28 protein-coding genes are annotated in these 25,431 nt (G+C 71.0%); 11 read left to right on the forward strand and 17 right to left on the reverse strand.

The window, feature by feature from the left end; translation table 11 throughout:
- Nucleotides 1-4 precede the first annotated feature (4 nt).
- The 6 genes from ABD999_RS13510 to ABD999_RS13535 form a co-directional block, all read right to left on the reverse strand.
- Nucleotides 5-634, reverse strand: a complete 630-nt coding sequence (locus ABD999_RS13510) for a bifunctional DNA primase/polymerase (RefSeq protein WP_148036355.1) — start codon at nt 632-634, stop codon at nt 5-7.
- 129 nt (nt 635-763) lie between these two features.
- A complete protein-coding gene (gene hemB / locus ABD999_RS13515) occupies nt 764-1,747 on the reverse strand; it encodes a porphobilinogen synthase (RefSeq protein ID WP_148036354.1) in 984 nt (327 codons plus the stop codon).
- The gene (locus ABD999_RS13520) at nt 1,744-3,288 is read right to left on the reverse strand and encodes a bifunctional uroporphyrinogen-III C-methyltransferase/uroporphyrinogen-III synthase (RefSeq protein WP_271274783.1); all 1,545 of its coding nucleotides are present in this window, start codon (nt 3,286-3,288) and stop codon (nt 1,744-1,746) included. Before ABD999_RS13520 ends, hemB begins: the two co-directional genes overlap by 4 nt.
- On the reverse strand, nt 3,285-4,199 hold the full coding sequence (gene hemC / locus ABD999_RS13525) for a hydroxymethylbilane synthase (RefSeq protein WP_271274782.1): 915 nt from the start codon (nt 4,197-4,199) through the stop codon (nt 3,285-3,287). Before hemC ends, ABD999_RS13520 begins: the two co-directional genes overlap by 4 nt.
- Complete coding sequence (locus ABD999_RS13530; RefSeq protein ID WP_271274781.1) at nt 4,196-5,452, reverse strand: glutamyl-tRNA reductase; 1,257 nt, start codon at nt 5,450-5,452, stop codon at nt 4,196-4,198. The genes hemC and ABD999_RS13530 overlap by 4 nt, the downstream gene beginning before the upstream one ends.
- Nucleotides 5,449-6,126, reverse strand: a complete 678-nt coding sequence (locus ABD999_RS13535) for a redox-sensing transcriptional repressor Rex (RefSeq protein ID WP_148036350.1) — start codon at nt 6,124-6,126, stop codon at nt 5,449-5,451. Before ABD999_RS13535 ends, ABD999_RS13530 begins: the two co-directional genes overlap by 4 nt.
- A 128-nt stretch (nt 6,127-6,254) precedes the next feature.
- Between ABD999_RS13535 and ABD999_RS13540 the strand changes: the two genes are divergently transcribed.
- The gene (locus ABD999_RS13540) at nt 6,255-6,491 is read left to right on the forward strand and encodes a glutaredoxin family protein (RefSeq protein ID WP_271274780.1); all 237 of its coding nucleotides are present in this window, start codon (nt 6,255-6,257) and stop codon (nt 6,489-6,491) included.
- A 41-nt stretch (nt 6,492-6,532) separates the two neighbouring features.
- Here the strand turns inward: ABD999_RS13540 and ABD999_RS13545 are convergent, their stop codons facing one another.
- On the reverse strand, nt 6,533-8,032 hold the full coding sequence (locus ABD999_RS13545; protein WP_271274779.1) for a putative quinol monooxygenase: 1,500 nt from the start codon (nt 8,030-8,032) through the stop codon (nt 6,533-6,535).
- A gap of 177 nt (nt 8,033-8,209) precedes the next feature.
- On the opposite strand from ABD999_RS13545, the gene ABD999_RS13550 reads away from it, so the two are divergent.
- From ABD999_RS13550 to ABD999_RS13560, 3 genes are all read left to right on the forward strand, one after another.
- Nucleotides 8,210-8,863: a sigma-70 family RNA polymerase sigma factor gene (locus ABD999_RS13550; RefSeq protein ID WP_148036347.1), complete on the forward strand. Its 654-nt coding sequence runs from the start codon at nt 8,210-8,212 to the stop codon at nt 8,861-8,863.
- 66 nt (nt 8,864-8,929) lie between these two features.
- Nucleotides 8,930-9,619, forward strand: coding sequence for a DUF5667 domain-containing protein (locus ABD999_RS13555; RefSeq protein ID WP_271274778.1), 690 nt, complete (start codon nt 8,930-8,932; stop codon nt 9,617-9,619).
- Nucleotides 9,620-9,629: 10 nt separating this feature from the next.
- A complete protein-coding gene (locus ABD999_RS13560; protein WP_148036345.1) occupies nt 9,630-10,502 on the forward strand; it encodes an HAD family hydrolase in 873 nt (290 codons plus the stop codon).
- Here the strand turns inward: ABD999_RS13560 and ABD999_RS13565 are convergent.
- From ABD999_RS13565 to ABD999_RS13600, 8 genes are all read right to left on the reverse strand, one after another.
- Nucleotides 10,499-11,506, reverse strand: coding sequence for an LCP family protein (locus tag ABD999_RS13565; RefSeq protein ID WP_271274777.1), 1,008 nt, complete (start codon nt 11,504-11,506; stop codon nt 10,499-10,501). The genes ABD999_RS13560 and ABD999_RS13565 overlap by 4 nt on opposite strands.
- Nucleotides 11,507-11,508: 2 nt before the next feature.
- Complete coding sequence (locus tag ABD999_RS13570) at nt 11,509-12,093, reverse strand: RNA polymerase sigma factor (protein ID WP_148036343.1); 585 nt, start codon at nt 12,091-12,093, stop codon at nt 11,509-11,511.
- A 77-nt stretch (nt 12,094-12,170) separates the two neighbouring features.
- Nucleotides 12,171-13,085 carry a lysophospholipid acyltransferase family protein gene (locus ABD999_RS13575; protein ID WP_219544833.1) on the reverse strand — a complete coding sequence of 305 codons (915 nt, stop codon included), beginning with the start codon at nt 13,083-13,085 and terminating at the stop codon, nt 12,171-12,173.
- Nucleotides 13,082-14,077 (reverse strand): NAD-dependent epimerase/dehydratase family protein, encoded by a 996-nt coding sequence (locus tag ABD999_RS13580; protein ID WP_271274776.1) that lies wholly within the window; start codon nt 14,075-14,077, stop codon nt 13,082-13,084. Before ABD999_RS13580 ends, ABD999_RS13575 begins: the two co-directional genes overlap by 4 nt.
- A 22-nt stretch (nt 14,078-14,099) precedes the next feature.
- On the reverse strand, nt 14,100-14,198 hold the full coding sequence (locus ABD999_RS13585; protein WP_018654693.1) for a 30S ribosomal protein bS22: 99 nt from the start codon (nt 14,196-14,198) through the stop codon (nt 14,100-14,102).
- Nucleotides 14,199-14,375: 177 nt separating this feature from the next.
- Nucleotides 14,376-14,579, reverse strand: a complete 204-nt coding sequence (locus ABD999_RS13590) for a helix-turn-helix domain-containing protein (protein WP_026214222.1) — start codon at nt 14,577-14,579, stop codon at nt 14,376-14,378.
- Nucleotides 14,580-14,891: 312 nt separating this feature from the next.
- A complete protein-coding gene (locus ABD999_RS13595; protein WP_148036340.1) occupies nt 14,892-15,674 on the reverse strand; it encodes a phosphatase in 783 nt (260 codons plus the stop codon).
- A gap of 9 nt (nt 15,675-15,683) precedes the next feature.
- Nucleotides 15,684-16,847, reverse strand: coding sequence for an acetoin utilization protein AcuC (locus tag ABD999_RS13600; RefSeq protein WP_271274775.1), 1,164 nt, complete (start codon nt 16,845-16,847; stop codon nt 15,684-15,686).
- Nucleotides 16,848-16,954: 107 nt separating this feature from the next.
- On the opposite strand from ABD999_RS13600, the gene ABD999_RS13605 reads away from it, so the two are divergent.
- The 4 genes from ABD999_RS13605 to ABD999_RS13620 all read left to right on the forward strand — a co-directional run bounded on the left by ABD999_RS13605 (nt 16,955) and on the right by ABD999_RS13620 (nt 20,466).
- Nucleotides 16,955-18,097 carry a sensor histidine kinase gene (locus tag ABD999_RS13605; protein ID WP_271274774.1) on the forward strand — a complete coding sequence of 381 codons (1,143 nt, stop codon included), beginning with the start codon at nt 16,955-16,957 and terminating at the stop codon, nt 18,095-18,097.
- On the forward strand, nt 18,094-18,759 hold the full coding sequence (locus tag ABD999_RS13610) for a response regulator (protein WP_271274773.1): 666 nt from the start codon (nt 18,094-18,096) through the stop codon (nt 18,757-18,759). Before ABD999_RS13605 ends, ABD999_RS13610 begins: the two co-directional genes overlap by 4 nt.
- Nucleotides 18,760-18,838: 79 nt before the next feature.
- On the forward strand, nt 18,839-19,729 hold the full coding sequence (locus ABD999_RS13615; protein ID WP_148036336.1) for an ABC transporter ATP-binding protein: 891 nt from the start codon (nt 18,839-18,841) through the stop codon (nt 19,727-19,729).
- Nucleotides 19,726-20,466 carry an ABC transporter permease gene (locus ABD999_RS13620; protein WP_271274772.1) on the forward strand — a complete coding sequence of 247 codons (741 nt, stop codon included), beginning with the start codon at nt 19,726-19,728 and terminating at the stop codon, nt 20,464-20,466. The genes ABD999_RS13615 and ABD999_RS13620 overlap by 4 nt, the downstream gene beginning before the upstream one ends.
- Nucleotides 20,467-20,473: 7 nt before the next feature.
- Here the strand turns inward: ABD999_RS13620 and proC are convergent, their stop codons facing one another.
- Both proC and ABD999_RS13630 read right to left on the reverse strand, forming a co-directional pair.
- On the reverse strand, nt 20,474-21,268 hold the full coding sequence (proC, locus tag ABD999_RS13625) for a pyrroline-5-carboxylate reductase (RefSeq protein WP_271274771.1): 795 nt from the start codon (nt 21,266-21,268) through the stop codon (nt 20,474-20,476).
- Nucleotides 21,269-21,319: 51 nt separating this feature from the next.
- Entirely contained in the window at nt 21,320-22,201 is an 882-nt protein-coding gene (locus ABD999_RS13630; protein WP_148036333.1) for a proline dehydrogenase family protein, read from the reverse strand.
- 132 nt (nt 22,202-22,333) lie between these two features.
- Here ABD999_RS13630 and ABD999_RS13635 point away from each other — a divergent pair, with 132 nt between their 5' ends.
- The 3 genes from ABD999_RS13635 (at nt 22,334) to grpE (ending at nt 25,417) form a co-directional block, all read left to right on the forward strand.
- On the forward strand, nt 22,334-22,792 hold the full coding sequence (locus ABD999_RS13635; protein ID WP_148036332.1) for a hypothetical protein: 459 nt from the start codon (nt 22,334-22,336) through the stop codon (nt 22,790-22,792).
- 151 nt (nt 22,793-22,943) lie between these two features.
- Nucleotides 22,944-24,815, forward strand: coding sequence for a molecular chaperone DnaK (gene dnaK, locus ABD999_RS13640; protein WP_148036331.1), 1,872 nt, complete (start codon nt 22,944-22,946; stop codon nt 24,813-24,815).
- Complete coding sequence (gene grpE, locus ABD999_RS13645) at nt 24,812-25,417, forward strand: nucleotide exchange factor GrpE (protein ID WP_219544827.1); 606 nt, start codon at nt 24,812-24,814, stop codon at nt 25,415-25,417. The genes dnaK and grpE overlap by 4 nt, the downstream gene beginning before the upstream one ends.
- Nucleotides 25,418-25,431 lie beyond the last annotated feature (14 nt).

Below are 25,431 nucleotides of genomic sequence, written 5' to 3' on the forward strand. Positions count from 1 at the left end.
CAGGTTAGTCGGCGAGCCACTCCAGCACGCGGAGCGGGTCGGGGAGCGGGCGGCCGTCGGGGGTGCGCAGCCAGGAGACGGGCTGTCCGGTGGTGAGGGTGGACGGCGGGGCGAGGACGTAGCTGTCGCGGCAGTGCCAGCGCAGGCCAGGCGTGTCCTCGATGGTGGCCGGGTCGCAGTCGAGCTGACAGGACCACCACTCGTCCTCGTCGTCGGGGTTGCCGCGGGTGGCCACATAGAACAGGACCCGGTCGCCGTTGGCGGCGACCGGGCCTGAGGGAGCTCCGGCGGCGTCGATCCTGGCGAGGGCCGACAGTCCGGTGGAGAGCGGCACGTCGAACACGTCGAACACGCGTCCGGTGGGCAGGATGACGTTGGCCTCGGGGTCGTTGCGCCACCAGCGGGTGAGCTGCGCCGTGTCGGTCGTGGCCTGCATGTTCCAGGCGGGCGACAGCGGGTGGGCGCCCGGGTCGGGACAGCCGACGCGGTCACACGAGCAGGCGCGGGGGCCGTTGCGCAGCGGGTGAGCGCCCGGCACGGCCGGCCATCCCAGAGCGGCGTAGCCGAGGACGGCGTCGAGCCGCGAATGCCGCGGTTTCCTTCTGGTACGGCGAGCCAGAGGTACCCCCACCATGGTGTCTCCCGTCGAAGTCACCGTGCCTGAGGCAGTCCCGTCTCCTGGCCTGGCGCACACGCGGGACACACCAGCACGTCTTATGGCACTCTAACGCACACGTCTCAGGACATGACCCGAACCCCATGGTTAGAGGCGGCGTGCCACCTCGGTCGCCCAGTAAGTGAGGATCAGGTCGGCCCCGGCGCGCTTGATCGACACCAGCGACTCCATGATCATGCGGTCGCGGTCGACCCAGCCGTTGGCGGCGGCGGCCTCGATCATCGCGTACTCGCCGCTCACCTGGTAGGCGGCGACGGGCACGTCCACCTCGTCACGGAAGCGGCGGATGACGTCGAGGTAGGCGAGCGCGGGCTTCACCATGACGGCGTCGGCCCCTTCGGCCAGGTCGAGCCTGGCCTCGCGGAGCGCCTCCTCCAGCGGGCCCGCCGGGTCCTGCTGGTGACTGGCCCGGTCGCCGAACTGGGGCGCGCACTCGGCGGCGTCCCTGAACGGCCCATAGAAGGCCGAGGCGTACTTGGCCGTGTAGGCGAGGATCGGGACGCCGGTGAACCCGTCGGCGTCGAGCGCCGCCCTGATGACCCCGACCTGGCCGTCCATCATGCCGCTCGGCGCCACCATCTGGGAGCCGGCCCTGACCTGCGCGACCGCGATGGACGCGTAGCGCTCCAGGGTGGCGTCGTTGTCGACCTCGCCGCTCTCGGTGAGGATGCCGCAGTGGCCGTTGTCGGTGAACTCGTCGAGGCAGGTGTCGGCCATCACCACGATGGCGTCGCCGACCTCGGCGCTCACGTCGCGCAGCGCCACCTGCAGGATGCCGTCGGGGTCGTCGGCGGCCGAGCCGCGGGCGTCCTTGACGGCGGGCACGCCGAACAGGATCAGCCCGCCGACGCCGGCCTCGGCCGCGTCGAGCGCGGCCTTCCGCAGCGAGTCGCGGCTGTGCTGGTAGACGCCGGGCATGGAGCCGACCGGGTGGGGCTCCGCGATGCCCTCCTTGACGAACAGGGGCAGGATCAGGTCGGCGGGGTGCAGGCGGGTGCCGGCCACCATCCTGCGCAGCGCCGGGGTGCGGCGCAGCCTGCGCGGGCGGGCGACGGGGAACTCGGCGCTCACTTGGCCCTCCTTCTGGCGCCCCTGCGGTTCTGGGACGGCTTGCGCGGGGTGTCGCCGGCGGAGAGCGCCGCCGACCGCTGCTTGGCGCCGAACTCCGCCAGCGCTGTCGCCAGGGCCGAGGCGGAGGGCTTGCTCGCCATGACGTCCACGCGCAGCCCGAACTCCTCGGCCGTCTTGGCCGTCTGCGGCCCGATCACGGCGATGATCGTGACGTTGTGCGGCTTGCCGGCGATGCCGACGAGGTTGCGTACGGTCGAGGACGAGGTGAACAGCACGGCGTCGAAACCGCCGCCCTTGATCGCCTCGCGGATCGGGGCGGGCGGCGGCGCGGCCCGCACGGTGCGGTAGGCGGTGACGTCGTCGCACTCCCAGCCGAGCTCGGTGAGCCCGGCGACGAGCGTGTCGGTCGAGATGTCGGCCCTGGGCAGCAGCACCCGGTTGATCGGGTCGAGCATCGAGTCGTACGGCGGCCACTCGTCCACGAGCCCTTCCGACGACTGCTCGCCGGAGGGCAGCAGGTCGGGCCGGACGCCGAACTCGATCAGCGCCCGCGCGGTGGCGTCGCCGACCGCGGCGACCTTGAGCCCGGCGAAGGCACGCGCGTCGAGCCCGTACTCCTCGAACTTCTCCCGCACCGCCTTGACGGCGTTGGCGCTGGTGAAGGCCACCCACTCGTAGCGGCCGGTGACCAGGCCCTTGATGGCGCGGTCCATCTGCTGCGGGGTGCGCGGCGGCTCGACCGAGATGGTCGGCACCTCCTCCGGCACCGCGCCGTACGAGACGAGCTGCTCGGACAGGGCCTGGGACTGCTCCCTCGTGCGCGGGACCAGCACCCGCCAGCCGAACAGCGGCTTGGTCTCGAACCACGACAGCGTGTCGCGCATGCGGACGGCCTCGCCCACCGTGATCAGGGCGGGCTCGGCCAGCGCGGCGTGCTTGAGGTCGGCCTGCAGCCTGCCGAGGGTGGACACCACGGTGTGCTGCTCGGTGGTGGTGCCTGAAGCGGTGACGGCCACCGGAGTGGTGTCGGGCCTGCCCCCGCCGATCAGCGCCTTGCCGATGGCCACGGCCTCGGGCAGGCCGTTGTAGATGACGAGCGTGCCGGGGCAGGCGGCGTGGGAGGCCCAGTCCTGCTCCCGGGCGGCGTCGACGACGCGGAACTCCGGCGTCGACATCGCGGAGGGGATGCCCGCGTAGGCGAGCACGGCGGTCGCTGACGGCACGCCGGGCACGATCTCGAAGTCCACCTCAGCCGCGGCGCAGGCCGCGACCTCCTCGGAGACCGAGGAGAACAGCATCGGGTCGCCCTCGCACAGGCGCACGACGAGCCGGCCGGCGGCGGCGTGGCCGAGGTAGTCGCCCTCGGTCACCTCCACCTCGGGCCGGCTGTGACGGAGCAGGGACCGGTGGGCCTCCACACCCGGCACGACGACGTCTGCCTTGCCGAGCAGCTCGGCGCCACGCAGCGTGAGGAGGTTGGGATCACCGGGCCCGGCGCCAACGAACGCGACGAAACCGGAGGTAGGACTATCGGAGCTCAATGGGAATGCTCCCCCATCAATCTGTCGGCCCCTTCGCGAAGCATCTCGGCCGCGAGCCGGCGACCCAGATCTTCCGCCTCCGAAGGAGAGCCGGCGGTGGACTTGCGCACCGCCTGACGGCCGTCGACAGCGACGACCGCGGCGGTCAGGTTGAGAGTCTGCCCGTCATCGAGCCCGAAAGCACCCACAGGGGCAGAGCAGCCCGCTTCGAGCGCGGCCAGGATGGCCCGCTCGGCGGCCACCGCGGAGCGGGTCCGCGGGTCGTCGAGCTGACCGAGGAACTCGACCATGTCGGCCCGGTCGGCGAGGCACTCCACGGCCAGCGAGCCCTGGCCCGGGGCGGGCAGCACCCGGTCGACCTCGAAGATCTCGGCGATCTCGGCGGTCCGCCCGATCCTGGTGAGACCGGCCGAGGCGAGCACGACCGCGTCCAGCTCGCCGGCGGCGATCTTGCCGATGCGGGTCTCGGCGTTGCCGCGGATCGGCACGTACTCCAGGTCGGGACGGAGCGCGCGGAGCATGGCGACGCGGCGCGGCGAGCCCGTGCCGACGCGGGCGCCCGACGGCAGGTCGGCGAACTTGGCCGGGCCGACGAGCGCGTCGCGGTGGTCGTGGCGGGTGGGGAGCGCGGCCAGCTCGATACGCGGGTCGGGCTTGGTCGGCAGGTCCTTCAGGGAGTGGACGGCGAAGTCGATCTCGCCTTCGAGCAGCTTGTCGCGCAGCGCGCTGACGAACACGCCGGTGCCGCCGAGCTGGGCCAGGTGGGCCTTGCTCACGTCGCCGAACGTCGTGACGCCGACGAGCTCGATGGCGCGTCCGGTGTGTTCTGTGTAGGCGTCGGCGACCATCCGCGACTGCGTCGTGGCCATCAGGCTGCGACGGGTGCCCAGCTTCAAGGGCTGCGGGGTCACAGCTCTACCTCCCTTACGGCTTCGGGCATCTTCGGATCCAGGTCGAACAGCTCGCGCAGCGCTTCCGCATAATGATCGCCTCCAGGAGAGGTGGCGAGCCGCTTGACACGCACAGTGGGCTCGTGCAGCAGCTTGTCGACGACCCTCTGCACGGTCAGGGTCACCTCGTCCCTGGTCTTCTCGTCCAGGCCGGGCACCCTCATCATGAGCCTGCCCAGCTCGGACTCGACCACCCCCGCGGCCTTGCTGCGCAGCGCCACCACCGTCGGGGTGACGCGGGAGGCGCGGGCGGCGTCGAGGTAGGCGGTCAGCTCCTCGGCGAGGAGCCAGCGCGCGGAACGCACCGCGTCGCCCTCACGGTAGCCGATGCCTGACTCGTGGATGGTCTCCAGGTCGACCAGGGTGACGCCTGGGACGGCACGGACGGCCGGGTCGATGTCGTGGGGCAGCGCCAGGTCGAGCAGGAACGCGCCGCGCGTCACCATGTCGGCGGTGATCACGTGGCGGCCGGCGCCGGTGCAGGTGATGACGAGGTCGGCGTCGGCCAGTTCCTGGCTGACCGCGTCGAACGCCACCGCCCGGCCGCCGACGGACGCGGCCAGCCGGGCGCCGCGCTCGTACGTACGGTTGGCGATGACGATGTCGGTCACCCCTGCGCGCGCGAGCGTCACGGCGGCCAGGGAGCTCATCGAGCCCGCGCCGACCACCAGCGCGCGCCGTCCGGCCAGCTCGCCGGCCAGCGCCAGGCCGGCGCTCACCAGGGAGGCGCCGGCCTTGTCGATGCCGGTCTCGGTCTGGGCCCGCTTGCCGACCCGCAGCGCGTGCTGGGCCAGTTCGTTCAGGGTGGCGCCGACGGTGCCGTGCTTCTGGGCGAGCTTGAGCGCCTGGCGCACCTGGCCGAGGATCTGGCCCTCGCCGACCACCATCGAGTCGAGGCCGCACACGACGGAGAACAGGTGCTCGACGGCCTGCTCCTCATAGTGCACGTAAAGGTGCGGGGTCAGCTCGTCGACGGGCACGCCGGAGTGGCGGCTGAGCAGCCCGGTGACGGCGGAGACGGCCGCGTGGAAGCGGTCGACGGCGGTGTAGACCTCGACCCTGTTGCAGGTCGAGACCACGAAGGTCTCCGCCACGCACAGGTCTTCCTGCACGTCGTGCAGCAGCTTGGTCAGCGCGTCGCCGGTCACGGACACGCGTTCCAGCATGGCCACCGGGGCGGTCCGGTGGCTCAGGCCGATCGCCAGAACGCTCATTGCGTGTCCACTGCCATGAGTGGCCCCCCAGCCTTGCGTTGCTCGTGGAACGCCAGAATCTGCAGCTCGATGGAAAGGTCGACCTTCCGGACGTCGACGGTGTCCGGGACGGTGAGGACCACCGGAGCGAAGTTGAGGATGCTGGTGACGCCAGCCGCAACCACACGATCGCACACTTCCTGTGCCGCCGCCGCCGGTGTAGCCAGAACCACGATCGAGACTCCACGCCGCTTGATCGCGGCTTCTAGCGCATCAATATGTTCAACATTCAACCCCGCAATGGTGTCGCCCACGACTTCGGGGTCGGCGTCGAACATCGCGGCGACGCGGAAACCCCTGGAGACGAAGCCGCCGTAGTTGGCCAGCGCGCGGCCGAGGTTGCCGATGCCGACGATGGCGACGGCCCAGTCTTGGGTCAGGCCCAGCTCACGGGAGATCTGGTAGACGAGGTACTCCACGTCGTAGCCGACGCCGCGGGTGCCGTAGGAGCCCAGGTGCGACAGGTCCTTGCGGAGCTTGGCCGAGTTGACCCCGGCCGCGGAGGCGAGGTCCTCCGAGCTGACCGTCGCGATCCCCCGCTCCGCCATCAAGTGCAGCGCCCGCAGGTACAACGGCAGCCTGGCGACCGTAGCCTCGGGGATGCCGCGATCGCGGGGGTGGGACGGACTCTTCACCTGCGGGAGCTCCAGGGGAACGGGCGGCGGTGAGCCGCGTGGCGGGATGGAACCGTCTTTCAGGTTAATCCCTTTGTGAACCGATGCACAAAGTCAGCGCTCTGGCAAGGGGCGCTACGGTGGGTGACATGCATCGCATCACCCTCATCGGCAAGCCTGGCTGTCACCTGTGCGAGGACGCCCGGGAGATCATCGCCCGGGTCGCCGGCGAGCTGGGCGTACCGTGGTCCGAGGTGAACATCGAGACCTCCGACGAGCTGCGCGAGCGCTACTGGGAGATGATCCCGGTGACCCTGGTCGACGGTGTCCAGCACGACTTCTGGCGTGTCTCCGAAGACCGGCTGCGCGCGGCCCTGGCCGACTAGAACATCACCGTCTAGAACATCACTGTCTAGAACATCACTGTCTAGAACATCACTGTCGGCAGCGGCACGACCTTGGCCGCGCTGATGTCCAGCTCGATGACGTTGGTGGCGAGCACCATCGCCTGACGCTCGCTGACGAACCGCTCGACGTGCGGCTGGCGCTGGTGGTCGCGGTAGGCCACCTCGTCGCGGTAGATCTCGTAGACGATGCGCTGCAGGGGCGCCGACTTGACCGCGTGACAGGCGTACACCAGCGTGTCGGGCTCGCCCCTGCGCACCGCCTCGACGGTCTGCTCGGCCAGCCGGTCGAACGCGGCGCCGGCGCCGTCCATGAGCGTGAAGACGGTGAGCATGCCGTAGATGTTCGGCGACAGCCTCCCGGAGGAGCCCTGCCCGGCCGGCTGGGCAGCGGGCTGAGCGGGGGGCTGGAGGGTGGGCTGCGGGCCGGTCACCGGCACGCGCGGCGCGAACACGTCGGCCCCCGGGTAGAAGGCGCCGGTGGCGGGCCCGTCGGCGGCCATCGGCGAGGACTGGGGCGGCCTCGCGTGGTCCGTGCGGCCGTTCATCACGTATCCGGTCGAGGGGCCGGCGTCGGCCGGCGGCATGCGGGCCGCGTAGCCGGTCTCGGGCGGGCCCATGCGCCCGGTCTCCCCCGTGGACGGGCCCCGGCCGCCCGACGTCATCCGGGCCGCGTAGTCGGTCTCCCCGGTCGCTCGGTACTCGGCCACCAGGTCGCCCAGCCCGGACCGGCGCGGCCGCGGCGGGATCTGGGCGTGCCCCTGCGGGCTCGCGGTGACGGGCTCGGGCTCCGTCCTCCGCCCCACCGGCCGCCGCTCCTCCAGCGGCTCGTCGTCGAAGTCGTCGTCGTCCTCGTACGGGGCCAGCGGGCGCAGCACCGTGTACCAGATCGCGGCGGCGGCGACGACCAGCAGCACGGTCGTGAACACGCCGGGCACCGAGAACCGCATCGCGCCCACCAGGGCCAGCCCGGACGGCACGACGACCAGCGACGCGTGCAGGTTGTCGGTGTCGTACTCGTCGCCGTCGCGCCACCGCAGCGCGGCGATCACCACGCCGGCCGCCATGATCAGGGCGGTCAGCACGTGCGCGCCGATCAGCAGGTAGTGGGGGAATATCGCCCAGTGGTCGCCTCCCGTGGGGAGGGTCTTGCCCATCTCGTCGGAGATGAGCGGGTCGACCATGAGGATCACCGAGGCCGTGACCGTGTAGGCGATGCCGAACAGCCACGCCACGAACCTCGGCGGCGTCTTCTCCGACAGGAGCTGAACCAGCCCGACCGCCATCCAGAGCGGCGCCACCAGCGACCCGGTCAGCTGGTAGATCCTGAACGTGGCGGCCCCGAACCCGACCAGATGTCCGATCCCGATCACGCCGAGTGACAGGCACAGCGCCGCGGCCGCGACGGTCCAGGCGATCAACCAGCCCTCTGGCTCCTCACGCAGCCGCCTGACCAGGGCGCCGGTGGCGATGGCGGCCAAGAGCGAACCTGCGAAAGCGATGACGGCGACGAGGATCTCCATGGTGTCTCCCATGCTGCCGGACAAAGCCTCCGAGCCGGTAGCCGAAGAGGGAACGGGTTGGACCACACCGTATCTGCCGCTTACTGGAAGTCATGCCATGGGCAAGTGGATTGTGCAATTTCCGGTTGATTTCTAGAGTGTTCGAGCACGCCGCACCCTTACCCGTAGGGATTCCGGATGCCTGACTCATGGCCGTTCTCCGGGTTGCTCGCGCCGGCCGTCGCCGCGCCCGCCCGGACGACCGAGCCTGACGTGCGCGAAAACCGTGACACGACCGCCGCCGACGACGACCTGCGCACCCTGGTGCTGCATGCCAAGACCGGAGATTCGGACGCCTTTGGCACGCTCTACGACCGATATGTGGACCTCGTCTACCGCTACATCTATTTCCGGGTCGGTTCCCACCCGCTCGCCGAGGACCTGACCAGCGAGACCTTCCTGCGCGCGCTCCGCCGGATCACCGACTTCACCTGGCAGGGCCGCGACTTCGGCGCCTGGCTCGTGACGATCGCCAGGAACCTGGTGACCGACCATTACAAATCCGGCCGCTACCGGCTGGAGATCTCCACCGGCGAGGTGCTCGACGTCCCGCTCGACGGGGCCCACATCCCGGAGAACGCGGTGGTGAACGCCATCATCAACGACCGGGTGCTGCGCGCGGTCCGCGATCTCAATCCGGAACAGCAGGAGTGCGTGGTGCTGCGTTTCCTGCACGGCCTGTCCCTCGCGGAGACCGCGCTGATCATGGGGAAGAAGAGTGGAGCGATCAAAGCGCTGCAGTTCCGGGCCGTGCGCGCGCTGGCCAGAGCGCTCAAGCACGACCTTGCGTAACCCGCTGCCACGCACCGTCGTTAGGCAGGTGTCACGGCAACGCCGCCAGGCGTCGAGGGAGCGGTCATGAACAGGGCGCGCAGATCGCGCGAACGGGTGCTCGGCCATCTCACCGAGCTGAGCGGGCTCCCGCTCGGCGGTGGTCCCGACCCGGCCTTCCGCGAACGCCTGCGCGCCGATCTCGCCTCCGCCGACCGTGCCTCCTCCCGTGCCGCCTCCCGTGCGGTCTTGCGTGCCGCCACGCCCGCCTCCGGCCCGCCGCCGCGGCGCGGCAGGCACGCGCACCGGCGGCCCCGGCGCAGGCGCCCCTGGCTCGGGCAGCTCGCCTCCGCCGGGGTGGCCGTCACCATGATGGTGTCGATGATCTCCACCTACCGGGCGGTGCCCGGCGACACGCTGTACCCGCTCAAGCGCGCCGCCGAGAGCACGCTCGTCCGTCTCAGCACCGACGACGTGGTACGGGCCGAGCGCGAACTGGTGTCGGCCAACACCCGCGCCAGGGAGGTCGCCCAGCTGCTCGGCGAGGCCGGTGAGGGCCCGCTGGTGGGCCGGACGCTCAAGGAGATGGAGCAGTCGACCCGCGCGGGCGTCACCCGGCTGGAACGGGCCGAACCCCGCTCCCCCAAGATCAGCGAGTTCGCCGAAGAGCAGAAGAACATGGTCGAGCCGATGATCGAGCAACTCGACGGTGACGAGCACGACCAGGCCGTCGGGTACCTCGACTACATCGAAGGTCTCGTGCCCCCATCTGGGTAAGCTGAAGCGCATGTGGCGGGTAATACGACGACGGCACGGTGCCCAGGCCGAGATCGCCGGCGAGGCCGCGGCGGCGGCAGCGGTCGTCGTGCCGCCGGCCGAGCCCGATCTGGAGGCGGCGGCCTTCTTCGACGTCGACAACACCATGATGCGCGGCGCCTCCATCTACCACTTCGCCAGGGGCCTGGCCACCCGCGGCATGTTCGACACCGGCGACCTGTTCAAGTTCGCGATCGGCCAGGCGGCGTTCCGGCTGCGCGGCAGCGAGAACCCCGAGCACATCGCGGTCGCCCGCGAGACCGCGCTGGCGTTCGTCGCGGGCGCGAAGGTCGACGACGTGGTGCGGCTCGGCGAGGAGATCTACGACGAGGTCATGGCCGACCGCATCTGGGCCGGCACCCGCTCGCTCGCGCAGAGCCACCTCGACCGCGGCCAGCGCGTGTGGCTGGTGACCGCCACCCCCGTCGAGCTGGCCCGCGTGATCGCCCAGCGGCTGGGCCTGACCGGCGCGCTCGGCACCGTCGCCGAGACCAGCGAGGGCGTCTACACCGGCCGCCTGGTCGGCGACCTGCTCCACGGCCCGGCCAAGGCCGAGGCGGTGCGCGCGCTGGCCCGCCGCGAGGGCCTCGACCTGACGCGCTGCACCGCCTACAGCGACTCCTCCAACGACCTGCCGATGCTGTCGCTGGTCGGCAACCCGGTGGCCATCAACCCCGACAGCGAGCTGCGCGAGCACGCCAAGAAGCACGACTGGCCGATCAAGGACTTCCGCACCGGCCGGAAGGCGACGCTGACCGCGCTGCCCATCGCGGCCGGGCTGGGCGCGGTGGCCGGCGGGGTCGCCGCCGGCATCGCGCTGCGCAGGCTCTACCGCGACCGCTAGCGCAGCGAGGCGAACAACTTCTCCGCCTCGGGCTGCTTCCAGGCGATCCTGTTCCGGTCCTCCGGGTGGGGGATCCACGGCACCGTGACCAGCTTGACGGTGCTGTCGTGCAGGCTCATGGCGATCCCGATCATCCGTTCGACGTCGAGCTCGGTGTCGGTCGTGACCGACTCGGCCACCACGGACGCCAGCCTCTTGAGCTTGGCGGGCTCGTCCAGGACCTGCCCGGCCTTCTTCGCCATGGCCCGGATGACGGTCTGCTGGCGCTTGATCCGGGCGATGTCGGAGCCGTCGCCGACGGAGCGCAACCGCATGTAGCCGACGGCCCGCTCGCCGTCCAGCAGGCTCTTGCCCGCCGGGAGCGTCAGCTTGGCCTTCGGATCGTCGACGGCCCGCTTCAGCGTCACCTCGATGCCGCCGAGCGCGTCGACGAGCCGCCCGAACCCGGCGAAGTCCACCTCCGCCATGTGGTCGATCCGCACGTCCGTCAGGCTCTCCACGGCCTTCACGGTGCAGGTCAGCCCTCCCCTGTTGTACGCGGAGTTGATCAGGTCGGTGCGGGCGGGCGCCGATCCGCAGGCGGGAAGCTGGACGAGCGAGTCGCGCGGGATGCTGACCGCCGTGGTCCGCTTCCTGTCGGCGGGCAGGTGCAGCAGGATGATCGAGTCGGTGCGCCCCTTGTCGTCGGCCATGCGCGGGGCCGACCCCTTGTCGGTGCCCACCAGCAGCACGTTCAGCGCCTCCGTCACCTTGGCGGGTCGCGCTCCCACCGGATGCTGCGCCGTCCGCCGCAAGTCCCCGAGCAGCAGCGCCGGCACCGCCACGGCGGCGACCGTGGCCACGGTGGCGACGGCGACCAGCCCGGCGGCCAGCCAGCCGAACCACCGGCGGCGCGGCCGGCCCTCCACCGCGCCCAGCAGCCGCTCCCGCTGGCGCACCAGCGTCGCCGGGGGTTCGTGCTCCAGCCGCCTGCCGAAGTCCCTGAGCAGCTTGAGGTCGTCCATCGTCACTCCTCTCCCAGCATCGGATTGGTGTCGCCGAGCGCCGCGCGGACCTTCCGCCTGCCCCTGTTGAGGCGGGAGCGCACGGTGCCGATCGGGACGCCGAGCGCCCGCGCGGCTTCCTCGTACGTGAGATCGCCCCAGGCGATGAGCAGCAGCACGTCGCGGTCCTTGGCGGGCAGCGCGGCCAGGGCGCTGGCGAGCCCGGGACCGGCGGCCTGCGCGGTCACCCCGGCGGCCACCCGGTCGGCCGGCGACTCCACGTCCGGTTCGACGGGTGCGCGCCGCAGGGCCCGGTAGCGGGCGGCCTCGGTGCGGTGGTGCCGGGAGACGAGCTTGGTGAGGATGCCGAACAGCCACGGCCTGGCGTCCGCGTGGGCGAGGTCGTAGCTTCCTCGGCGGGAGAAGGCCACCAGGAACGTCTCGCCGACGAGGTCCTCGGCGGGACCGCCGGGGCCCAGGCGGCGCGAGACGTACCTGTAGAGCATGCCGGAGTAGCGGTCGAACAGCTCGGCGAAGGCCTCGGGTTCGGTCAGCGAGGCGCTGATGAGCTCGGCGTCCGCATCCCGGGTGGCGGGTTGAGTGATCATCTCCGCCCTTCTGTGGGGGATCGGTCGGAGATGTCTTGCCACAACCCGCCGTCCGGGTTCACGCCGGGCGGCCGTCGCTAGAGGAAGGGCGGGAAGGCGTGGCCGCGGCGCAGCCTGAGCTGGTCGAGCATCTGCTGGATGACCTCGCGGACGCGGTCGGTGAGGTTGAACACCAGCATCGGGTCGTCGGCCGCGCCGGGATCGTACTCGTCCGTACGGATCGGCTCGCCGAACTCGATCAGCCACTTCGACGGCAGCGGCACCAGCCCGAGCGGGCCCAGCAGCGGGAAGAACGGGGTGATCGGCACGTAGGGCAGCCCGAGCAGCCGCGACAGGAACGGCACCTCGCCGATCTTCGGGTAGATCTCCTCCGAGCCCACGATCGCCGTAGGCACGATCGGCACCCCGGCCCTGATGGCGGAGGCGACGAAGCCGCCGCGGCCGAACCGCTGCAGCTTGTAGCGCTCGGAGAACGGCTTGCCGACGCCCTTGAAGCCCTCGGGGAACACCCCGACCAGCTCGCCCTTGCGCAGCAGCCGGTCGGCGTCCTCGCGGCAGGCGAGCGTGTGGCCGGTCTTGCGCGACAGGTGGCTGAGCAGCGGCAGCTGGTAGACCAGGTCGGCGCCGAGCAGCCGCAGCGCCCTGCCCGCCTCGTCGTGCAGGGCCACCTGCATCATCAGCGCGTCGACCGGGAGGGTGCCGGCGTGGTTGGCCACGACCAGCGCGCCGCCCTCCACGGGGACGTTCGCCACCTCCAGCGCCTCGACCCTGAACCAGTGGTGGTAGATCGGCCGCAGCAGCTCCAGCAGCACCTTGTCGGTCAGCTCGGCGTCGTAGCCGAACTCGTCCACCTCGTAGTCGCCGGTCAGCCGCCGCCGCAGGAACTCCAGCAGCCCGGCGAGCGGGCCGTCGTCGCCGGGGTCGCGGGGATAGGACGGGGCGGCGCTGATCGGGACGACCGTGGCGTCCTCCGCCTCGTGGGGAACGCTCACCAGCGGGCACCTCCGACGGCGTGCAGCCCCCGCGAGCTCAGGAAGTCGTCCAACGCCGCCGCGGTGGTGAACTTGGGCCGCCAGCCCAGCTCCGACTCCAGCGCGCCGGTGTCGACCGCGCGGCCGTGGCGCATCAGGCGGAGCTGCTCGGGCGAGTACTCGACCAGCCCGGCACTGCGCGCGACGTTGCCCAGCAGCTGGAACGCGGGCGACGGCATCGCCAGGGCCGGCCGCCCGGCCCGGCGCACGCACTGCGACAGCAGCAGCACGCCGGCCCCGGCCACGTTGAACGTGCCGGGGTGGTCTTCGGTTGCCGTCCGGCGCAGCACCTCGACCGCGTCATCCTCGTGGACGAACTGCAGCCGCGGGTCGAAGCCGAGCACCGTCGGCAGCACCGGCTGGGTGAAATATCGGGTCAGCGGCGAGTCGACGCCCGGCCCCATGAAGTTGACGAAACGCAGCAGCGAAACGCTGACGTCGGGACGCCGGCGCGCGAAACCCCGCACGTAGCCCTCGACCTCCACGGCGTCCTTGGCGTAGCCGTGGCTCGGGCTGTCGGGCGGCTCCAGGTCCTCGGTGAACACCGCGGGGTCACGGGGGGAGGAGCCGTAGACGGCCGTGGTGGAGCGGACCACCACGCGCCGCACGGTCGCCGACCGCTGGCAGGCGCCGAGCAGCTGCATGGTGCCGATGACGTTGTGCTCTTTCATGGCTGCCCGGCCGGTGCTCCTGGACGGAGCGCTCACCAGGCTCATGTGCACGACGGTGTCGATGTCGGCGGCCGCGAACACCCCGGCGATGTCAGGGCTGCGCAGATCCACCCGGACGAACTCGGTCCGGCCGAGGGGGATGCCGCCGTCTCGGGTGAGCGAGGGGGGCGGCACGGTGTCCACTCCGATGACACGGCTGATGTCAGGATCGGCGGCCAGAACGCTCGCCACCCGGGCGCCGATGTGGCGCGAGACCCCGGTGACGAGCACGGTGTGGGTCATCTGCGCCTCGCAGCTGCGTCGTCTACTTCTTGTTACGCCGCTGGATGCGCGTCTTCTTGAGCAGCTTGCGGTGCTTCTTCTTGGCCATCCGCTTGCGGCGCTTCTTGATCACAGAGCCCACGGGACCCCCAGGTCTTGGTAGCACGTCGAAAACAGCGTGCGAGCGCACGCAGGCTCACAGACTACCGGCGATCCATGGTAGATCGCCCCTTGGGGGTGAAAGCCCGGCCGCGCGCCGCGGCCGGGTCTCTCCCGCGACTGCATTCACGGCATGCCGCGGCACACCGCTACTCGTGACTCATCCGGCCTCGATGTAGGCCTCGCGAAGATAGTCGTGCACCGCCTGCTCCGGCACCCGGAACGAGCGGCCGACACGGATGGCCGGCAACTCTCCCGAGTGCACCAGTCGGTAGACAGTCATCTTCGACACTCGCATGACTGTGGCCACTTCAGCCACTGTCAGGAACTTCACCTCACTGAGAGGTCTTTCGCCTGCACCCATCGGACGCCTCTTCCGCACGTGTTTCCGGGTTATCCCCACTGGTGCCATTGCTCACGCACGTGTACTGCTGTCAGCGTAAGTCGGGACTCCGAGTGCGCAAACCCCCTAGTTTCTCAGCCGATGGATCCGCCTGTCAGGCGAATCCGCGAAAATGCTGGCCAGCCGCCCTCTTCAGCCGCCCGCACACCCGTTGGACCTGTCCAAACGGTCACCTATAAGAGTCGCCCACGCCTCATCAAAAGTTGGCAAAGTGACAGTGAGTCCCTCGGAATGCAGGGGCGAAACGACGGTATGAGGATGACCGATTTCAACTCATAGGGCAGCTGTGACTCGTGTGACGAGGCGCTCCGTGAGCGGTGCGTAGTAGCGGGGTAGCACGTTGTCGTCCAAAGGCACCACCACTTCGATCTTGCCCTCGGCCTCTCCCACGAAGAGGCCGGGGTCGTTGCTGTCGGCGAATGCCACAGTGGGCACTCCCGCCTCTCCCGCTGCCCCTGCCCACCCGTGGTCGGCGATAACCAGATCGGGCCGCTCGTCTCCCAGCTCGGCCAGCATGTGCTCCATCGGGGCCGCGTCGTGGGTGTGCACGAACGCGCCCTTGTCGTCGAGCATGGCCACGTCGCCGAGATAGCGGAGGCGGCGCGGGCGGCCGAACCCGGACCCCGCGTAGGTCCAGCCCTCGGCCGGGCACAGCAGCGTCGCCCCGCGCTCCAGCGCCAGCCGCGCCAGCGGCAGGTGGATGGCCAGCAGCCCGGTGGGGTGGCCGGTGGCGAACAGCAGCCGCGGGCCGGGCCGCGACAGCGCGGCGGCGATCCGGTCGGCCATGGCGTCGAGCGCGTCGACGGTGAGGTCGGGGTCGATCGTGTCCTGGCCCCAGCGGTGGCCCGGGTCGGCGACCACGCCCGCGGCCTTGGCCATGAGCGCGAGCACGTCGCGGAAGCGCCACGGCTGCTCGAACGTCAGCCCCAGCATGTAGTAGGGGTCGCGGTTGGCGAGCGAGCTGTAGTGGTCCAGGTTGTTCTCGCGGGAGGTCGCGACCTCCCCGGCGATGCGGGTCTGGACGAGATGCTCGCGGAGTCGATCGCGGCTCAGCACTGGTCTTCCTTAGGGCATCGGATCGAGGCCGTGCAGCGGGAACACCGCGTTTCTGGTCGCCATGATCGCACGGTCGATGGGGTCCGCTGGATCATAACCACCGGAGAGATCCTGGAATTCCGGGGTCCGTCCGTCGGTCATGGTCAGCGGCGGCAGCTCGCCCGTGCGCTCGCGTACGAGACGCCGCCAGGCCTCGCTGGTCGGCGTGGCCGGGTCGATCGGGTGGCCGGCGACCTCGGCGATCAGGTGGGTCCAGATCCTGGGCACCACCTGGACCAACTCGTAGCCCCCGCCGCCGGTCGCGATCCAGCGGCCGCCCGCCGTCTCGTGGGCCAGCCGGTGGAGGTAGGCGTAGGCGGTGCGCTGGCCGTCGACGCTCAGCATCAGATGGGCGAGCGGGTCGAGCGCGTGGCTGTCGCAGCCGTGCTGGGTGACCAGGATGTCAGGCCGGAACTCGCGCAGCAGCGGCGGCACCACCGAGTCGAAGGCGCGCAGCCAGCCGGTGTCGCCGCAGCCCGCCGGGAGCGCCACGTTGACGGCGGTGCCGTCGGCGCCGGTCTCGCCGGGGAACCCGGTGCCGGGGAAGAGCGTGCGCGGGCTCTCGTGCAGGCTGATCGTCAGCACCCGCGGGTCGTCGTAGAACAGCGCCTGCACGCCGTCGCCGTGGTGGACGTCGACGTCCACGTAGGCGACGCGGCCCGCGCCCTGCCGCAGCAGCCAGGCGATGGCCAGGGCGGGGTCGTTGTAGACGCAGAACCCGCTGGCCGTGGCGGCCATCGCGTGGTGCAGCCCGCCTGCCACGTTGACCGCGTGCCCGGCCGTACCCTCCCAGACCGCGCGGGCGGCGGCGAGCGAGGCGCCGGCGATCAGCGCGGACGCCTCGTGGACGCCCGCGAAGGCGGGGTTGTCGGACGTGCCGAGCCCCGCCGACAGGTCGGGCCGGCCGGTGGCCGAGACGCGCTTGACGGCCTCGATGTAGCCGGGGTCGTGCACCATCGCCAGCTCGTCGTCGGTGGCGGGCGCGCACGGCGCGACCTCGACCTTGTCGAGCACGCCGAGCTCCCTGGCCAGCGCCATCGTCAGCTCGACCCGGACGGGCGCCAGCGGATGGTCGGGGCCGAAGTCGTAGGAGATGAGGGCGTCGTCCCAGATGACCCGCGCCGGCTGGCTCATGCATGCTCCCGTTTCCTTCGCCTTGAGGTGACGTTACCGCAGCGTCAACGGCAGGCGTCCAGACACCTCCCCCGGCAATGGCGGAGAAAATTCCGTAACATCGGATCATGGGCGTTCGGCAGCGGGCCCGGGACGCGTGGTTGTTCTTACGACGCCCACGGGTCTTCGACGTCACGCTCGTGGTCGTGCTCGCCGCGCCGGGGGTCGTCGCCGCCCTCGCCATCTGGCTGACCCGGGGCGAGGGCCTGATCTTCGCCACGCTCTACCTGATCACCGTCCCGGTCCTGCTGATGCGGCGCGAGCGGCCGGTCCTGACCGCCGCCCTGCTGCTCGGGCTGGACATCACCGCCACCTTCCTCGGGGTCGCCTCCGGCAGCCCGATCCTGCTGATCGGCCTCTACAGCCTGGGCCGTTACCTGGACGGGCGCAGGGCCGCGATCGCCGGCGGCGCCGGCGCCCTCCTGTACGCGGCCGCGCTGATCCTCGTGGCCAGGCCGTCCCCGGCGGGCGACCCTCTGGGGATCCTGCTGGCGGGCCTGTTCACTGTCGGGATTCCGGTAGGGCTGGGCCAGTTCGTCCGGATCCGCGCGGAGCTGCGCGAGCGGGCGCAGCGGGAGGCGGCCGACTCGGCGGTGCGGGCCGAGCGGCGGCGCATCGCCCGTGAGCTGCACGACGTGGTGGCCCACCACCTGAGCGTGATCAACGCGCTGGTGGGCGGCGCCAGGGCCACGCTCCCGCCGGAGCAGGAGGTCGCCCGTGACGCCCTCCAGGGCGCCGAGCAGACGGCCCGCCAGGCGCTGGCCGAGATGCGCCAGCTCCTCGACGTGCTGCGGGCCGACGGCGGCGGCGGCGCCGACGCGGCGACCGGGGTGGGCACCGACCGGCTGCCCGCGCTGGTCGAGGAGGCGGGGACCGCGGGGCTGCCCGCCCGCCTGACCGTGCGGGGCGAGCCGGTGGCGCTGCCCACCGCGGTCGACCACGCGGTCTACCGGATCGTGCAGGAGGCGCTCACCAACACGCGCAAGCACTCGGTGGGCGCCCGCGCGACCGTGCGCCTGTCGTACGAGAGCGCGGCGATCGAGGTCGAGGTGCTCGACGACGGCGCGTCCAAGCAGCCGGCCGCCCCGGCCGGGTTCGGGCTCGGCGGCATGGCCGAGCGCGTGGCGCTGTGCGGCGGGCGGTTGTCGACCGGCCCCCGTGAGGAAGGCGGTTTCCGCGTGCACGCGCGCATCCCCCTGGAGAAGACGTGATCTCTGTGTTGCTGGTGGACGACCACGCGCTGGTCCGCAAGGGCTTCCGGCTGATGCTGGACGCGCAGCCGGACCTGACCGTGGTGGGCGAGGCGGGCGACGGCGCGGAGGCCGTGCGGCTCAGCGCTGAACTGCGGCCCGACGTGGTGGTGATGGACCTGCACATGCCCGGCCTGGACGGGGTGCGCGCCACGGAGCTGATCATCGGCGGGCAGCCCGGCGTGCGGGTGCTCGCGCTGAGCACCTTCGACCTGGACGAGAACGTGGTCGCGGCGCTGCGCGCGGGCGCCTGCGGGTTCCTGCCCAAGGACGTCTCGCCGGAGGAGCTGGTCGAGGGCGTGCGGGTGGTGCACAGCGGGGAGGCGGCACTCGCGCCCCGGCTGCTCACCCGGCTGATCGGCACGTTCGTGCGGGCTCCCGAGCCCCGGCGCTCCGCGTCGCGCGGGGCCGGCAGGCTGGACGCGCTCACCGACCGCGAGCGGGAGATCCTGACGCTGATCGCGCGCGGCCTGTCCAACGCGGAGATCGCCGCCGGGCTGGGCGTCTCCCCGTCCACGATCAAGAACCACGTGACGAGCCTGTTCGCCAAGATCGAGGTGCGCGACCGCGCCCAGGCGGTGATCGTGGCGTACGAGGCCGCGCTGGTCAGCCCGGGAGAGTAGGACCACGGTCCTATGGGGCCGGGCCGGAACCGTACCTCGGGCCGACGATAACGATCTTCAGGGCGATCATGCTGGGTCCATGACCGCGATTCGGGCAACCAACCTGAGCAAGCGCTACGGCAAGACCATGGCGGTGACCGACCTGTCGTTCGACGTGGAGCCCGGCCGGGTGACCGGGTTCCTGGGGCCCAACGGCGCGGGCAAGTCGACGACGATGCGCATGGTCCTCGGCCTCGACCACCCGTCGGGCGGGTCCGTGCTGGTCGACGGCAAGCCCTACCAGGAGCTGCGCCACCCGCTGCGCAAGGTGGGCGCGCTGCTCGACGCCAAGGCCGTCCACGGCGGGCGCAGCGCCCGCAACCACCTGCTGGCCATCGCGCAGAGCAACGGCATCCCGGCCGCCCGGGTCGAGGAGGTGCTGGAGCTCGTCGGGCTGGGCAACGTCGCCGGACGCCGCGTCGGCGGCTTCTCGCTGGGCATGTCGCAGCGGCTCGGCATCGCCGCGGCCCTGCTCGGCGACCCGGAGATCCTGCTCTTCGACGAGCCGGTCAACGGGCTCGACCCCGACGGCATCCTGTGGATCCGCACGTTGATGCGCGGGCTCGCCGCCGAGGGCCGCACGGTCTTCGTCTCCAGCCATCTGATGAGCGAGATGTCGCAGACCGCCGACCATCTGATCGTCATCGGCAAGGGCCGGCTGATCGCCGACACGAGCGTGCCGGAGTTCATCGGGCGCAGCTCGCAGGGCTACGTGCTGGTGCGCTCGCCCCGGCTGGCCGAGGTGGCCGAGCTGGTCAAGGTGGGCGAGCTCCACACCGACCACCTGCGGGTGACCGGGGTGTCGCCGCTGGAGATCGGCACGATGACCGCCAGGGCGGGGCTGCCGCTGGAGGAGCTGACGTTCGTCAAGCCCTCGCTCGAAGCCGCCTACATGGAGCTCACCAAAGACAGCTTGGAGTACACGTCATGACCGATGTCCTCCGGTCCGAGTGGACCAAGATCCGATCGGTGCGGTCCACGCTGTGGACCCTCGCCACCACCGTCGTGCTGATGCTGGGCGTCTCCGCCCTTCTCAGCGCCTCGGTCAGGAGCACGGCCGACGGGCCGGTCCCGGGCGAGCAGGCGATGATCGTCAGTTTGCAGGGCGCGTCGCTCGCCGCGCTGGCCATGGCCACCCTGGGTGTTCTGGTGATCTCCGGCGAATACCGCACCGGGGCCATCCGCACCTCGCTGATGGCCGTGCCCCGGCGGATGAGCCTGCTGACCGGCAAGATCGTGGTGTTCACGGCGGTCTCGCTGGTCGTCTGCCTGCTCGCGTCGGCCGGCGCGATCGGCGTCGGCTTGGCGATCTTCCAGCCGGCCTCCGTCGAAGCGGGCGAGATGGCGCGGTCGGCGCTCGGGTCCTCCCTCTACCTGACCGCGTGCGGGCTGTTCGGGCTGGGGCTGGGCACGCTGATCCGGCACACGCCGGGCGCGATCGTGTCGGCCATCGCGCTGATACTGGTGCTGCCCCCGCTGACCACCCAGCTCCCCGGCGAGTGGGGCAGGACCGTGTCCGAACACTTCACCACGAACGCCGGCGCGCTGATCGTGTCCGGCCAGAGCACCGGCTCCCTGGGCCCGTGGAGCGGGTTCGCGGTCTACCTCGTCTGGGTCGCCGCGGCCATGCTGGCGGGCGCCGTGCTGATGCGGCGGCGCGACGCCTGACCTCGGGTCAGCCCGACGCGAGCTCGCGGCCCCGGTCGCGGGCCGCTTCGATGGCCGCCAGGAAGGCCGCGCGCACGCTGTGGCGCTCCAGCTCGGCGATGGCCGCGATCGTGGTGCCGCCCGGGGAGGTGACCGCCTCGCGCAGGATCACCGGGTGCTCGCCCGAGTCGCGGAGCATGACGGCCGCGCCCACGATCGACTGGGTGACCATGTCGAGCGCCGCCGCCCGGGGCATGCCCAGCAGGATCCCGGCGTCGACCATGGCCTCCACCAGGTAGAAGAAGTAGGCCGGCCCGCTGCCCGACAGCGCCGTGGCGGCGTCCTGCTGCGACTCGGGGATGCGCAGCACCTTGCCGACCGGCCGCAGCAGGTCTTCGGTGCGCCGCAGATGGTCCTCCCCCGCGTACGCGCCCGCGGAGATCACGCTCATCGCCTCGTCGAACTTGATGGGCGTGTTGGACATGACCCTGACCACCGGCGTCTCGTGCCCCAGCCGCTGCTCCACGAAGGCCGTGGTGATGCCGGCCGCGGCGCTGATCACCAGGCGGTCGGCGGGCAGGTGGGGGGCGATCTCGTCGAGCAGCGCGCCCATGTCCTGCGGCTTGACCGCCAGGATGAGCGTGCCGGCCGACTTGGCGGCCTCGGCGTTGGAGACGGCGCGCACCCCGTAGGTCTCGGCCAGCGCCCGCGCCCGCTCCGGCCGGCGCACCGTGGCCAGCACGTCGCCCGGCTTGAACCCGGCCCGCAGCATCCCGGACAGCAGGGCCTCGCCCATCTTGCCGGTGCCGAGAATCGCGATCATCAGATGCCCCTCACGCATTAGACGCCGGTCGCAGCCTACCGGCGTCTCCGGTCAGCCCCGCGACAGCAGCGACCGGGCGAAGAACGCCAGGTTGGCGGGGCGTTCGGCGAGCCTGCGCATGAGGTAGGCATACCAGTCGGCGCCGTACGGGACGTAGACCCGCATCCGGGCGCCCTGCGCGGCCAGCCTCTCCTGCTCGTCCGGGCGCACCCCGTACAGCATCTGATACTCGAACCCGTGGTGGTCGCGCCCCTCCAGCACGGCCAGGGTGGCGGCGATGCCGATCAGCCGCGGATCGTGGGTGGCGACCATCGGATAGCCGGTGCCGCCCATCAGCACCCTGAGGCAGCGCGCGTACGAGCGGTCGATGTCGGCCGCCGAGGTGTAGGCGCCCGGCGCGGTGTAGGCCCCCTTGCACAGCCGCACCCTGGCCCCGTCCAGCTTGACGCAGCGCTCGGCCGAGTCGCGCAGGTAGGCCTGCACCACCACGCCCACGCCGGGGTGCTCCTTGCGCAGGGTGGTGTGGATGGAGTGGAGGCCGGGGATGGTGTCGTGCTCCTCGGCGTCGAGGGTCAGCGTGATGCCCCGCAGCGCGGCGGACTCGCAGATGGTGGCGGCGTTGTCGAGCGCGAGCTGCTCCGACAGCCGCAGCCCGAGCGCGGTGAGCTTGACCGACACGTCGGCGCCTTCGGGCAGCACCCGCAGCAGCTCCAGATAGGCCCGGACGGCACCCTCCGCCTGCGCCCTGTCGTGGACGTCCTCGCCCAGGTGGTCGACGGTGACGAGCAGGCCCCTGCGGGTCAGCTCGGCGACCGTGCGGGCGATGTCGTCGGCGACGTAGCGCCTGACCACGTCGCGGGTCAGCGGCGAGGTGGAGATGACGCGCTCGGCGCGCGCGCTCCGGGAGACGGCGAGTAGAGCCTGACGCAGCACGGCTCAACACTACTCACCGCGCCTGCGCCTGCCGCCCACTCCGGTGTCGCCGTACGGCCTGATTTCCCAAGGGGCCTCCACAACGGGGTCAACCGGCTGAACCGGAGGCCTGTCACATCCGTCGTAGGGGTTATGCGCACAGCGACAGCGACTCTCATCGCCGGATGTCTCGTCCTCGCCGCCGGGTGCGGCGCCGAGCGGCCCGCCGAGCAGGCCGCGTCCCCCGGGCCTGACACGCCGGTGTCCAGCACACCCGTGGCCGACGTGGTCACGACCACCCCGCCGGCCACGCCCAAGCCGGTCAAGCCGACGGGCGACGCGCTCAACCCGCGCAAGGTGCGCTTCACCGAGGCGACGCCGGTGTCGAAGGGGCGCCAGGTGCGGCTCACGTGGTGGTCAGGGGTGGAGCCGTGCACGGTGCTCCACCGGGTGAAGGTCAAGGAGACGAAGAAGCGGGTGACGGTCACCCTGTACGAGGGCACGTCGCCGAAGGCGAAGAACGTCTCCTGCATCATGATCGCCATCGAGAAGAGCACGACGGTCAAGCTCAAGTCCCCGCTGGGCAAGCGGAAGATCGTGAGCGGCGTATGACGGGGTAAGCGGGAACCCCTAGGGGAGATCTCAGGGGAACAGAACGCCCTTGTCAGGGGTTGAGTCGAGTACGCTCAAGGCGTTTGACAAAGCACGCCTCCATTCGTAGGTTGAGCGTAACCGACTCAACTTTGACTACAAGGACGTACTCATGGCACGTGCGGTAGGTATCGACCTGGGGACGACCAACTCCGTCGTCTCGATTCTCGAGGGCGGTGAGCCCACCGTCATCGCCAACGCGCAGGGCTCGCGGACCACGCCGTCCGTGGTCGCGTTCGCGAAGAACGGCGAGGTCCTGGTCGGCGAGGTCGCCAAGCGACAGGCCGTCACCAACGTGGACCGGACGATCCGGTCCGTCAAGCGGGAGATGGGCACCAACTGGTCCCAGGAGATCGACGGCAAGAAGTTCTCCCCGCAGCAGATCAGCGCCTTCGTCCTGCAGAAGCTCAAGCAGGACGCCGAGGCCTACCTGGGCGAGAAGATCACCGACGCGGTGGTCACCGTCCCGGCCTACTTCAACGACGCCCAGCGCCAGGCCACCAAGGAGGCCGGCACGGTCGCGGGCCTCAACGTGCTGCGCATCATCAACGAGCCGACCGCGGCCGCGCTCGCGTACGGCCTCGACAAGGAGGAAGACCAGACGATCCTGGTCTTCGACCTGGGCGGCGGCACCTTCGACGTGTCCCTGCTCGACGTCGGCCAGGAAGACGGCCACGGGTTCGTCGAGGTCAAGGCCACCAGCGGCGACAACCACCTCGGTGGTGACGACTGGGACCAGCGCGTCGTCGACGAGCTCGTCAAGCGCTTCCAGAACGCTCACGGCGTCGACCTGTCCAAGGACAAGATGGCTCTCCAGCGCCTGCGCGAGGCCGCGGAGAAGGCCAAGATCGAGCTGTCGGCCCAGTCCGAGACCTCGATCAACCTGCCCTACATCACCGCCTCCTCCGAGGGCCCGCTGCACCTCGACGAGAAGCTGACCCGCGCCGAGTTCCAGCGGCTCACCGCCGACCTGCTCGAGCGCTGCAAGGGCCCGTTCCACCAGGTCATCAAGGACGCCGGCATCAAGGTCTCCGACATCGCCCACGTGGTGCTGGTCGGCGGCTCGACCCGGATGCCCGCCGTCACCGACCTGGTCAAGGAGCTGACCGGCGGCAAGGAGCCCAACAAGGGCGTCAACCCGGACGAGGTCGTCGCCATCGGCGCCGCCCTGCAGGCCGGTGTGCTCAAGGGCGAGGTCAAGGACGTCCTGCTGCTCGACGTTACCCCGCTGTCGCTGGGCATCGAGACCAAGGGCGGCATCTTCACCAAGATCATCGAGCGCAACACGACGATCCCGACCAAGCGCTCCGAGGTCTTCACCACGGCCGAGGACAACCAGCCGTCGGTGCAGATCCAGGTGTTCCAGGGCGAGCGCGAGATCGCGGCCTACAACAAGAAGCTGGCCACGTTCGAGCTCACCGGCATCGCGCCGGCGCCCCGCGGCATCCCGCAGATCGAGGTCACCTTCGACATCGACGCCAACGGCATCGTCAACGTCTCCGCCAAGGACCTGGGCACGGGCAAGGAGCAGACGATGACGATCACCGGCGGCTCCGCGCTGCCGAAGGACGACATCGACCGCATGATGCGCGAGGCCGAGTCGTACGCGGAGGAGGACCGCAAGCGCCGCGAGGAGGCCGAGGTCCGCAACAACGCCGACGGGCTCGCCTACCAGACCGAGAAGTTCCTGCGAGAGAACGACGACAAGGTCCCCGGCGACATCAAGACCGAGGTCAACGACGCGCTCGCCGAGCTGAAGAAGGCTCTGGAGGGCACCGACACCGACACGATCCGCAACTCGGCGGAGAAGCTCGCCACGGTCAGCCAGAAGATGGGTTCGGCGATCTACGCGCAGAGCCAGGGCCAGACCGCGGGCGGCCCCGAGGGCGCTCCCCAGGACGCGTCCGCCACCCAGGAGCAGAAGGCCGACGACGACGTCGTCGAGGCCGAGATCGTGGATGACGAGCCGAAGAAGGACAAGTGAGGCCGTTGCGTGAGAACGGGCACGAAGAGCCGGTGATCCGCGACAACCGCAAGATCGACCCGGAGACGGGGGAGGTAAGGGTGCGAGCCGAGAACGATTCGGCCAAGCAGGACCAGCAGCAGGCGCCGGCGGAGTCCGCTCCGGCCGACGCCGAGCTCCAGGCCCAGCTGGACGAGCGGACGGCCGACCTGCAACGTGTTCAGGCCGAGTACCAGAACTACCGCCGTCGCGTGGAGCGCGACCGGGTGGCCGTGCGAGAGCAGGCCACCGCCAACGTCCTCTCGGAGCTGCTGCCCGTGCTCGACGACATCGGCAGGGCCCGCGACCACGGTGAGCTCACCGGCGGCTTCGCGGCGGTGGCCGAGTCGCTGGAGGCGGTGCTCACCAAGCTGGGGCTCAGCCCGTTCGGTCAGAAGGGCGACCCGTTCGACCCGGTGATCCACGAGGCGCTGATGCACAGCTACTCGCCCGAGGTGACCGAGCCGACCGCGGTCGAGGTGCTGCAGCTCGGCTACCAGATGGGCGACCGGGTGCTGCGCCCGGCGCGCGTGGCCGTGGCCGAGCCGGGCGACTCACCCGCGTCCGATGACGACGACAACTGACGAGGACGAAGGGC

Origin of the sequence: Nonomuraea ferruginea (assembly GCF_039540635.1) — a bacterium.
GTDB classification, from domain to species: Bacteria; Actinomycetota; Actinomycetes; order Streptosporangiales; family Streptosporangiaceae; genus Nonomuraea; species Nonomuraea ferruginea.

Bases quoted from the DNA above. Each gene is read 5' to 3' on its own strand.
- ABD999_RS13510 (WP_148036355.1), bottom strand. From the start codon at position 634: ATGGTGGGGGTACCTCTGGCTCGCCGTACCAGAAGGAAACCGCGGCAT.
- ABD999_RS13530 (WP_271274781.1), bottom strand. From the start codon at position 5,452: ATGAGCGTTCTGGCGATCGGCCTGAGCCACCGGACCGCCCCGGTGGCC.
- ABD999_RS13540 (WP_271274780.1), top strand. From the start codon at position 6,255: ATGCATCGCATCACCCTCATCGGCAAGCCTGGCTGTCACCTGTGCGAG.
- ABD999_RS13545 (WP_271274779.1), bottom strand. From the start codon at position 8,032: ATGGAGATCCTCGTCGCCGTCATCGCTTTCGCAGGTTCGCTCTTGGCC.
- ABD999_RS13550 (WP_148036347.1), top strand. From the start codon at position 8,210: ATGCCTGACTCATGGCCGTTCTCCGGGTTGCTCGCGCCGGCCGTCGCC.
- ABD999_RS13555 (WP_271274778.1), top strand. From the start codon at position 8,930: ATGAACAGGGCGCGCAGATCGCGCGAACGGGTGCTCGGCCATCTCACC.
- ABD999_RS13560 (WP_148036345.1), top strand. From the start codon at position 9,630: ATGTGGCGGGTAATACGACGACGGCACGGTGCCCAGGCCGAGATCGCC.
- ABD999_RS13565 (WP_271274777.1), bottom strand. From the start codon at position 11,506: ATGGACGACCTCAAGCTGCTCAGGGACTTCGGCAGGCGGCTGGAGCAC.
- ABD999_RS13570 (WP_148036343.1), bottom strand. From the start codon at position 12,093: ATGATCACTCAACCCGCCACCCGGGATGCGGACGCCGAGCTCATCAGC.
- ABD999_RS13580 (WP_271274776.1), bottom strand. From the start codon at position 14,077: ATGACCCACACCGTGCTCGTCACCGGGGTCTCGCGCCACATCGGCGCC.
- ABD999_RS13590 (WP_026214222.1), bottom strand. From the start codon at position 14,579: ATGGGTGCAGGCGAAAGACCTCTCAGTGAGGTGAAGTTCCTGACAGTG.
- ABD999_RS13600 (WP_271274775.1), bottom strand. From the start codon at position 16,847: ATGAGCCAGCCGGCGCGGGTCATCTGGGACGACGCCCTCATCTCCTAC.
- ABD999_RS13605 (WP_271274774.1), top strand. From the start codon at position 16,955: ATGGGCGTTCGGCAGCGGGCCCGGGACGCGTGGTTGTTCTTACGACGC.
- ABD999_RS13615 (WP_148036336.1), top strand. From the start codon at position 18,839: ATGACCGCGATTCGGGCAACCAACCTGAGCAAGCGCTACGGCAAGACC.
- ABD999_RS13620 (WP_271274772.1), top strand. From the start codon at position 19,726: ATGACCGATGTCCTCCGGTCCGAGTGGACCAAGATCCGATCGGTGCGG.
- proC (WP_271274771.1), bottom strand. From the start codon at position 21,268: ATGATCGCGATTCTCGGCACCGGCAAGATGGGCGAGGCCCTGCTGTCC.
- ABD999_RS13635 (WP_148036332.1), top strand. From the start codon at position 22,334: ATGCGCACAGCGACAGCGACTCTCATCGCCGGATGTCTCGTCCTCGCC.
- dnaK (WP_148036331.1), top strand. From the start codon at position 22,944: ATGGCACGTGCGGTAGGTATCGACCTGGGGACGACCAACTCCGTCGTC.